The 8,092-nt window shown below is 65.1% G+C and carries 8 protein-coding genes; 5 read left to right on the forward strand and 3 right to left on the reverse strand.

All coding sequences use genetic code 11. The features are described 5' to 3' along the window. Nucleotides 1-88: 88 nt before the first annotated feature. Complete coding sequence (locus AC3WT0_RS19685) at nt 89-886, reverse strand: DODA-type extradiol aromatic ring-opening family dioxygenase (RefSeq protein WP_492755105.1); 798 nt, start codon at nt 884-886, stop codon at nt 89-91. 93 nt (nt 887-979) lie between these two features. On the opposite strand from AC3WT0_RS19685, the gene AC3WT0_RS19690 reads away from it, so the two are divergent. The 4 genes from AC3WT0_RS19690 to AC3WT0_RS19705 all read left to right on the forward strand — a co-directional run bounded on the left by AC3WT0_RS19690 (nt 980) and on the right by AC3WT0_RS19705 (nt 5,240). Further along, nucleotides 980-1,525 (forward strand): (2Fe-2S)-binding protein, encoded by a 546-nt coding sequence (locus AC3WT0_RS19690; protein ID WP_492755106.1) that lies wholly within the window; start codon nt 980-982, stop codon nt 1,523-1,525. Between the two features lie 132 nt (nt 1,526-1,657). Then, the gene (locus AC3WT0_RS19695) at nt 1,658-2,566 is read left to right on the forward strand and encodes an RcnB family protein (RefSeq protein ID WP_492755107.1); all 909 of its coding nucleotides are present in this window, start codon (nt 1,658-1,660) and stop codon (nt 2,564-2,566) included. 202 nt (nt 2,567-2,768) lie between these two features. After that, nucleotides 2,769-3,251, forward strand: coding sequence for an RcnB family protein (locus AC3WT0_RS19700; RefSeq protein WP_492755108.1), 483 nt, complete (start codon nt 2,769-2,771; stop codon nt 3,249-3,251). 156 nt (nt 3,252-3,407) lie between these two features. Further along, on the forward strand, nt 3,408-5,240 hold the full coding sequence (locus AC3WT0_RS19705) for a DUF885 domain-containing protein (RefSeq protein ID WP_492755109.1): 1,833 nt from the start codon (nt 3,408-3,410) through the stop codon (nt 5,238-5,240). 177 nt (nt 5,241-5,417) lie between these two features. Here AC3WT0_RS19705 and AC3WT0_RS19710 read toward each other — a convergent pair whose 3' ends face one another. Together AC3WT0_RS19710 and AC3WT0_RS19715 are read right to left on the reverse strand one after the other, a co-directional pair. Continuing rightward, nucleotides 5,418-6,218 carry a LytR/AlgR family response regulator transcription factor gene (locus AC3WT0_RS19710; protein ID WP_492755110.1) on the reverse strand — a complete coding sequence of 267 codons (801 nt, stop codon included), beginning with the start codon at nt 6,216-6,218 and terminating at the stop codon, nt 5,418-5,420. After that, on the reverse strand, nt 6,215-7,312 hold the full coding sequence (locus tag AC3WT0_RS19715; RefSeq protein WP_492755111.1) for a sensor histidine kinase: 1,098 nt from the start codon (nt 7,310-7,312) through the stop codon (nt 6,215-6,217). Before AC3WT0_RS19715 ends, AC3WT0_RS19710 begins: the two co-directional genes overlap by 4 nt. Nucleotides 7,313-7,398: 86 nt before the next feature. Between AC3WT0_RS19715 and AC3WT0_RS19720 the strand changes: the two genes are divergently transcribed. After that, nucleotides 7,399-7,989 carry an HD domain-containing protein gene (locus AC3WT0_RS19720; protein ID WP_492755112.1) on the forward strand — a complete coding sequence of 197 codons (591 nt, stop codon included), beginning with the start codon at nt 7,399-7,401 and terminating at the stop codon, nt 7,987-7,989. The last annotated feature ends 103 nt before the right edge of the window (nt 7,990-8,092 follow it).

The raw sequence follows: 8,092 nt of genomic DNA on the forward strand, positions 1-8,092 counted from the left end.
CCCACCCGGCCTCCCATTCAGGATACACTCTGTGGGAGGCCGGGTGGGGGAGCGGGCTGGCGCCGCGTCCGCGCAAGCGGACAGCAAATTAACCAAACCGATAGCCCGAAACGGTCCAGCCGATCACATGATCGCGGAAGTCGTGGCGCGCCGGATCGCTGCCGCCCGCGCCGACCGCGACCATCAGCGGAATCAGATGCTCCTCGCGCGGGTGGGCAAAGCGCGCCTCGGGCAGGTTCGCCCAGTCGGCGACGCGCGCGGCGCGCGCCGCAGGGTCGGGGCAGGTCACCGCCTCGGTCATCGCATCGTCGAACAGGTCGGCGCGCGGCGTCGCGCTGCCGTCGCGCACGCGCATATTGTGGAAGCTCATGCCCGATCCGACGATCAGCACGCCTTCGTCGCGCAGCGGCTCCAGCGCCGCGCCGGCGGCGATGTGCGCCGCAGGGTCGAGATCCTTGCGCAGCGACAGCTGGACGACGGGAATGTCGGCCTCGGGCGTCGCGACGAGCAGGGGGATGAACACGCCGTGATCCCAGCCGCGTTCGCTCTCCTCGCCGGTCTCGAAGCCCGCCGCTTCCAGCAGCGCGGCCACGCGGCGTGCGAGCGCGGGATCGCCGGGCGCGGGGAAGGTCAGCTGATAGGTGTGGGCGGGAAAGCCGTAATAGTCGAACAGCAGACCCGGATGCGCGCCGGCATGGACGGTGAAGCGCTGCTCCTCCCAATGGCCCGAGATCAGCAGGATGGCGCGCGGCCGTTCGGGCAGGCCCGCAACGACCGATTCGAGATAATGCTGCATCGGGCGCCACATCGGATCGGGATCGCCGCCCGGGTTCATGAAGAAGCAGGGGCCGCCGCCGTGCGGCACGAACAGGCTGGGTTGTTTCATGCAACGCGATATTCGGTCGCGCTGCGGGGCGTGCAAGGGGGCGTCCCGCGATTTCGCTTATAATCGCGGGCGATTTTGTCTTAAGGCCGGGACATGACGCGCTTCACCGTCAACAATCAGCCCGTCCACTATCGCATGGACCCCGAGACGCCGCTGCTCTGGGCGCTGCGCGACGCGTCGAACCTGACCGGCACCAAATATGGCTGCGGGTCGGGCGATTGCGGGGCGTGCGTCGTCGATGTCGACGGCGAGGCCGTGAAAAGCTGCCGCATCGCGATCGGCGCGCTCGAAGGGCGCTTCGTGACGACGATCGAGGCGTTGTCGCGCGATCGCAGTCATCCGGTGCAGCAGGCCTTCGCGGCCAACAACGTCCCGCAATGCGGCTTCTGCACGCCGGGCATGATCATGGCCGCCTCGGTGCTGCTCCGGAAGACGCCCGATCCGACCGACGAGCAGATCGATGCGGCGATCACCAATCTCTGCCGCTGCGGCACCTATCCGCGCATCCGCGAGGCGATCAGGCGCGCCGCGCGCGTGGCGCGCGGGCTGGAGCCATTGGCGGTCGCGCCGCCGCCGGGGATCGATCCCGCCGATGCCGCGCGCGCAGTGCCCGCGCTGGCGCCCAAGAAGTCGCGCTGAACGATCTGGCCGGAACATTACCGGCAGCTTTCTATTTCCTGACAGGAAAGTTCAGACCGCGCTCATCGACGGAAGCCGATAAGGCGAACAACGCGCGGAAGTTCGTCGCGCGGCTGGAGGAGTCTAGTCAGGATGAAGAAGCTCTTGTTCGGCCTGTTGCTTGCGGCCACGGCGGCGACGCCGGCGCTCGCACAGGACCATCGTGGCTGGGGCGGGCGCGGCGGCGGTGATCGCCCGCAGCGCGCGCAGCAGCAACAGCCCCAGGCCCGCCCGCAGGGCCAGCCCCAGGCGCAACCTCAACAGCAGGCCCGGCCGCAGACGCCGCGCGCCGATTTCCGTCAGGAACGGCGCGACGATCGTCAGCAGTTCGGCCAGCAGCGCGATCAGGCGCGGCAGGACTTCCGGCAGGATCGCCAGGGCGACCGCCAGCAGTTCCAGCAGCAGCGCCAGCAGGATCGGCAGGCGTTGCAGAACGGCCAGGTCGATCGCCAGACCTTCGCGCGCGACCGCGCCGATGCCCGGCAGGATTTCCGTCAGGATCGCCGGGGCGACACGCGCGACTTCCGCGATCAGCGTCGCGACGACGCCCGCGATTTCCGCAACGATCGCGCGAATGATCGCCGCGACTTCCGTCAGGATCGCGGCAATGACTGGCGCGACGGCCGCCCCGGTGCGCGCCCCGATCCGGGTCGTCCCGGCTGGGGCAACAACGGCCGCTGGGACAATCGCTCCTGGGATCGCGGCTGGCGCAACGACCGCCGCTATGACTGGCGCGACTATCGCAGCCGCAACCGCAACATCTATCGCCTGCCGCGCTATTATGTGCCCAACGGCTGGGGCTATGGATATCGGCGTCCGTCGATCGGCATCTACCTCGATTCGATCTTCTTCACGTCGAACTACTGGATCGGCGATCCGGGCTATTATCGCCTGCCGCCCGCCTACGGGCCCTATCGCTGGATCCGTTACTATAACGATGCGCTGCTCATCGATTCGCGCACCGGCTATGTCGTCGACGTGATCAGCGACTTCTTCTGGTAGTCGCGAGGGACAGTCGATTTCCCTGAACCCCCGGCCGCTGCGCCGGGGGTTTTTCTATATTTATCGTTCCGGTCACAAGCCTTTCATTTTGCTGACTGAATCATTCCATGTCCGTTCAGGGCGAAAGCCCGAAAAAGGCTTTGTGCCGGCACCCGGAGCCGAATCGCGCGTTCGGGTACGGCAGCAGACATAGGAGCAGAAGATGCGTAAGTTGATTTTGACCGCCCTCATGGCCGCCGTCGCGCTCCCCGCCACTGCGGCAATGGCGCAGTCGGCCGGCGAGCTTCGCCGCGACCGCCAGGACATTCGCGAACAGCAGCGTGATCTGCGCGATGCGCAGCGCCGGGGCGATCCGCGCGACATCCGCGACCAGCGCCGCGACCTGCGCGACGCCCGCCAGGAATATCGTGAGGACTGGCGCGACTATCGCCGCGCCCATGGCGACGTCTTCCGCGGCCCGCGCTACGCCCCCCCGGTGCGCGGCTGGCGCTACCGCCCGGTCGCGGTCGGCTATGCGCTGCCGGGTCAGTTCTATCACCAGCGCTACTGGATCAACGATCCCTATCGCTACCGCCTGCCGATCGCCGGCCCGGACCGCCGCTGGGTCCGCTACGGCAACGACGTGTTGCTGGTGAACGTCCGCAACGGCCGGGTGATCACCGTCTATAACGGCTTCTTCTTCTAAGCCGCAGCCGTACTCCAAAGATCGGGGCCGGTCCCTCGGGGCCGGCCCCGACTCCGTTCTTCGCCGAGCGGCAATGTCGCTCGTCGAAAAAATCCTCCCCTTCATCCCATCCTCTGCCTAAGCCTTCGGTCAGCCTTGAACCGGAGACTTAAGTCCATGATCCAGTCGAAGACGCGCGCGCTGCTGCTCGCCGCCGCCTGCCTCGCTTTCCCCGCCATCGCCGCCCCCGTGGCCGCCCAGACCGCCGCGCCTGCCGCGGCCGCAGATGTAGGCCCCGAGGATCAGAAGCTGCTCAAGCTGTTCCACGACAGCGACGAAGCCAGCCTGAAGCGCAATCCCATCCAGGCGCTGTTCCGTGGCGACCTGCGCTATGCCGACCAGCTCGGCGACTATCTGACCGACCAGTATCTGGCGGGCGAGCGCGGCGCTTCCGAAGCCGATCTCGCCGCGCTGAAGGGCATCGATCGCGCGAAGCTCAACGCGACCGACCAGATCGCCTATGACGTGTTCCAGTGGCAGACGGTGATGTCGATCAAGGGCTTCGAGCCCGCGATCATCGATGCCACCATCGTGCGCCCGATCGACCATTTCTTCGGCTTCCACACCTTCTATCCCGATCTGTCGTCGGGGCAGGGCGCGGCGCCGTTCAAGACGCTCGCCGACTATGAGAATAATCTGAAGCGTCACCGCCAGTTCGTGGTTCTGATCGACCGCTCGATCGAGCGCTTCCGCCAGGGGATGAAATCGGGCGTCACCCAGCCCAAGCTGGTGGTCAACAATGTGATCGGCCAGCTCGACACCCAGATCAACCAGGGCGTCGAGGGATCGACCTTCTACGGGCCGGTGAAGAAATTCCCCGAAGGCATCTCGGCCGCCGATCAGCAGCGCCTGACCAAGGACTATGCGGACATCATCCGCGACCAGATCCTGCCCGCCTATGTCCGCCTGCGCGATTTCCTGAAGAACGAATATCTGCCCGTCGCGCGCGACAGCGTGGGGCTCAGCCAGATGCCGGGCGGCGCCAAGCTCTACCAGTATCTGATCGAGCAGAACACAACGCTGCCGCTCACCGCCGACTATGTCCACAATCTCGGCCTGTCCGAGGTGAAGCGGATCACAACCGAGATGGAAGCGGTCAAGAAACAGGTGGGCTTCAAGGGCACGCTCGCCGAATTCTTCACCTATCTCCGCACCGACAAGCGCTTCCAGCCGACGAGCAAGGAGCAGCTCCGCATCGGCTATGAGGAGATCGGCAAGCGCGTGTGGACGCGCATTCCCGAGCAATTCTCGACGCTGCCCAAATCGCCGCTCGAAATCCGCCCAGTGCCCGAGTTCCGTGAGAAGAACGACGCCGGCGGCTCGTACCAGCAGGGCACGCCCGACGGATCGCGCCCCGGCGTCTTCTATTACAACACCTATGATCTCCCCTCGCGCTACATGTGGGAGATGGAGACGCTCTATCTGCACGAAGCCGTGCCGGGGCATCATTTCCAGATCAGCCTCGCGCAGGAAAATCCGGCGCTCCCCGCCTTCATGCGCTTCGGCGGCAACACCGCCTTCGTCGAGGGCTGGGCGCTTTACGCCGAGACGCTGTGGAAGGATCTGGGCGTCGAGACCGACCCCTATCAGCGCATGGGCGGCCTGAATGACGAGATGCTGCGCGCGATGCGGCTGGTGGTCGACACCGGCATCCATGCCAAGGGTTGGACGCGCGATCAGTCGATTGCCTACATGCTCGCCAACTCGCCGATGTCGAAGACCGACGCGACCTCGGAAGTCGAGCGCTACATCGCCATCCCCGGTCAGGCGCTCGCCTACAAGATCGGCGCGCTGACCATCCTCAAGCTCAAGGCCCAGGCCAAGCAGCAGCTCGGCGCCAAATATGATCCGCGCGAATTCCACGCGCAGGTACTGATGACCGGCGCGCTGCCCATGGAAGTGCTCGAAAAGAAGATCGGCGACTGGATCGCCGCCAAAAAGGCCAAGTAAAAGAGAAAGGCCGCCGTCCCATGTGGGGCGGCGGCCTTTCTGTTGGCCGTTTCAACATGGTTGAAACGGAGCCGACGCCGGCCCACTCCCCCACCCGGCCTCCCATTGAGTGTATCCTGGATGGGAGGCCGGGTGGGGGAGTGGGCCGGTGCCGCACGTCCGCGCAAGCGGACCGAATCAGTGCACGAAGCGCGCCACCACGTCGCGATAGCTGCGGCTCACCTTCACCTGCGCGCCCGAATCGAGCACGAGGAAGCATTCGCCGTTGGTGTGCGGCTTCACCTGCTTGACCAGATCGAGATTGACGATGGTCGAGCGGTGGACGCGCTGGAAACGGCGCGGATCGAGGCGCTTCTCGAGATCCTTCATCGTCTCGCGCAGGATCAGCGTGTTGTCCGCGGTCTTGATGCACATATAGTCGCCGGCGGCCTCGACGCTCTCGATCGTGTCGACATCGACGCGGAAGATCTGGCCGCGATCTTTGATGTTGATCAGCTTCTCGAAGCGGCTGGCGGAGGGCGCATCCTCTGCCTCGGCCATTTCGGCCGCGGTCTCGGGCGCGACTTCGGCAAGCACTTCCTTCAGCCGGCCTGCTTCCTCGGCATTGCGGCGCTCGGTCAGGCGATGGCGCACGCGATCGAGCGTATCGGCCAGCCGCTGCTCCTCGACCGGCTTCATCAGATAATCGACGGCCTGCGCCTCGAACGCGCGGATCGCATGATCCGAATAGGCGGTGACGAAGACGAACAGCGGGGGTTCGACTTCCATCAGCCCCTGGACGACCGAGAAGCCGTCGAAACCGGGCATCTGGATGTCGAGGAAAACGAGGTCGGGCTTGTGCGTCTTGATGGCGCGGATGGCTTCGCGGCCGTTGGAGCATGTCTCGACGATCTCGACATCCTCATGCGGCTGAAGCCGCAGTTGCAGTCCCTGGATCGCCAACGTCTCGTCGTCGACCAGGATCGTTCTGATGGTCATGCAGCTACCTTAGCTTGTTCTTCGATCTGGAACGGAATCTCGATCGTCACCGCGAAACCGCCGCCCTGGCGTGTCTTCGCCTCGAATCGATGGTCCGCGCCATAGGCCTGCGCCAGACGGTCGCGGATATTCGCCAAACCGACTCCTGTTGAATAGCTGGGCCTTGCACGACGATCATTCAACCCCGGTCCGGTATCGGCCACGGTGATGAGCACGCGATCGACGACAAGCCGCGCCGATACGCCGATGTCCGCGCCGTCCTCCTGCGGGGTGACGGCATATTTGATCGCATTCTCGACCAGCGGCTGGAGGAGGAGCGAAGGCAGCCGCGCCTTGGCGACGGCCGGATCGAGTTCGAAGCTGGGGCGCAGCCGGTCCTCGAAGCGCATCTTCTCGATCTCGAGATAGAGCTTCAGCGTCTCGATCTCCTGCTCCAGCGTCACCGTCGCGGCGGGCTCGTTGACCAGCGTGTAGCGCAGGAAGGAGGAGAGGCGCGAAAGCATGGCATTGGCGCGGTCGGTCTGCTTCAGCAGCACCAGCGTCGAGATCGAATTGAGCGTGTTGAACAGGAAATGCGGATTGAGCTGGTAGCGCAGCATCGCGAGCTGCGCTGTCGATGCCTGCGTCTCCAGCCGCGAAAGCTGATCGGCCTGATCCTCGAGCACGAGATAGAAGTTGATCGCGTAGTAGAGCGCCGACCAGCCCATCACGACCATCGAGTTGAGGAACAGGATGCCGACGAACAGGCGCAGCTCAAAGGCCTCGCCGGGGCGCTGGATCGTATTGAAGATCCAGGCGTCGATCATCGAATAGACCGCCGCCGCGACGATCAGCGTCGCGATCGATGCCGTCCAGGTGACGATCGGCTTCAGGTTCAGCAGCATGCGGAACACCGCTGCCATCACCAGGGTCAGCGAATAGCCCGTCGCCGTCGATACCGCGACGGGGACGAGGAAGGACAGGGTCAGCCCGTTGGCGAAGCCGGAAAGCGTGCGGAGCACGAAATAGCCGGCCCACCCGGCGGTCTGGAGGTTCCAGAACGCCCGGTTCTTGTCGTCGAAAAAGGGTTTGGCGCGAAGGCCGATGCTCGCCATCGCGCATCGTCTAGTCGATTCGCGCGCGCGATTGAAGCGGGGGCCGCGCTGGGTTACTCTTCGCGTAAACGTAAAGGAGAGAGAGGATGGCGGACGGAAGCGGCGATCGCGCCCAGTTCAAGGCGATGACCGAGGGCACCAGCGAGGATTGGGCGATCATCTCGGGCCATTTCATGCCCTATGCGGGCAAGGTGGCGGACCGGGTGCTCGATCATCTCCGCCTGCTCGACGGCGACTATGGCGGCTTCCCGGTCGACCGGCTCGAACATTCGCTGCAGACCGCGACGCGCGCGCACCGCGACGGGCGCGACGATGATTATGTCGTGATGGCGCTGCTCCACGACATTGGCGACACGCTGGGCAGCTTCAATCACCCCGATGTCGCCGCCGCGATCGTGAAGCCCTTCGTGTCGGAGCAGAATCACTGGATCTGCGCGCAGCACGGCGTCTTCCAGGGCTATTATTTCTTCCACCATCTCGGCCTCGACCGCGATCTGCGCGAGGGCTATCGCGGCCATCCCCATTTCGAGGCCTGCGCGGAGTTCTGCGAGAAATATGATCAGGCGGCGTTCGATCCGAACTATGATTCGGCGCCCCTGTCCTTCTTCGAGCCGATCGTCCGCCGCGTCATGGCCGCGCCGCGCAACAGCATGTATGTGAAGCGCGAGGCGGCGTAATTTTCGGAGGCTGATCCAGCGTTACTGGATCAGGTGCGGTGCCGGCCCGCTCCCCCACCCGGCCTCCCATCGATGATACATTGAGTGGGAGGCCGGGTGGGGG

The sequence above is a fragment of the Sphingomonas sp. EU05-FHT14C10 genome (genome assembly GCF_058790595.1).

Coding starts and splice junctions, on each gene's coding strand:
- AC3WT0_RS19685 (WP_492755105.1), bottom strand. CDS start 886: ATGAAACAACCCAGCCTGTTCGTGCCGCACGGCGGCGGCCCCTGCTTC.
- AC3WT0_RS19690 (WP_492755106.1), top strand. CDS start 980: ATGACGCGCTTCACCGTCAACAATCAGCCCGTCCACTATCGCATGGAC.
- AC3WT0_RS19695 (WP_492755107.1), top strand. CDS start 1,658: ATGAAGAAGCTCTTGTTCGGCCTGTTGCTTGCGGCCACGGCGGCGACG.
- AC3WT0_RS19700 (WP_492755108.1), top strand. CDS start 2,769: ATGCGTAAGTTGATTTTGACCGCCCTCATGGCCGCCGTCGCGCTCCCC.
- AC3WT0_RS19705 (WP_492755109.1), top strand. CDS start 3,408: ATGATCCAGTCGAAGACGCGCGCGCTGCTGCTCGCCGCCGCCTGCCTC.
- AC3WT0_RS19710 (WP_492755110.1), bottom strand. CDS start 6,218: ATGACCATCAGAACGATCCTGGTCGACGACGAGACGTTGGCGATCCAG.
- AC3WT0_RS19715 (WP_492755111.1), bottom strand. CDS start 7,312: ATGGCGAGCATCGGCCTTCGCGCCAAACCCTTTTTCGACGACAAGAAC.
- AC3WT0_RS19720 (WP_492755112.1), top strand. CDS start 7,399: ATGGCGGACGGAAGCGGCGATCGCGCCCAGTTCAAGGCGATGACCGAG.